Source organism: Novosphingobium sp. 11B (assembly GCF_054589055.1).
In genome coordinates this window covers 1-379 of sequence record NZ_BAAILP010000307.1, presented here as the reverse complement: position 1 = coordinate 379, position 379 = coordinate 1, and the positions used below count along the sequence as shown (strand labels likewise).

The window sequence follows — 379 nt, the reverse complement described above, 5'->3', positions numbered from 1 at the left end:
AACCCGCAAGGGAGGCAGGCGACCACAGTGGGTTTAGCGACTGGGGTGAAGTCGTAACAAGGTAGCCGTAGGGGAACCTGCGGCTGGATCACCTCCTTTCTAAGGATTTGGCCGAAAGCGCCTGTGCTAGACACGGGAAGAGCTTCGCTCAATTCTAAGAACATGCCGTCGTCCTCATGTCCCTTCATCCTGGAGATCAACGCAAGCGTGGCTTGTGTTGTACTGCCTGAGCTGGCTCACGCCGCCTGCGGCCATTCATGGCCTGTTCGGGCATGGCGAGTTGGGCCTGTAGCTCAGTTGGTTAGAGCGCACCCCTGATAAGGGTGAGGTCAGTGGTTCGAATCCACTCAGGCCCACCACTTGCCATATCTAGACAGAT

At 57.0% G+C, this 379-nt stretch carries 1 tRNA gene and 1 rRNA gene; both read left to right on the top strand.

The features are described 5' to 3' along the window. Positions 1-99: ribosomal RNA gene (locus tag ACYPYD_RS26170) — 16S ribosomal RNA — on the top strand; the annotation flags it as partial. A gap of 183 nt (positions 100-282) precedes the next feature. Then, positions 283-359 (top strand) — tRNA-Ile (locus ACYPYD_RS26165). Positions 360-379 lie beyond the last annotated feature (20 nt).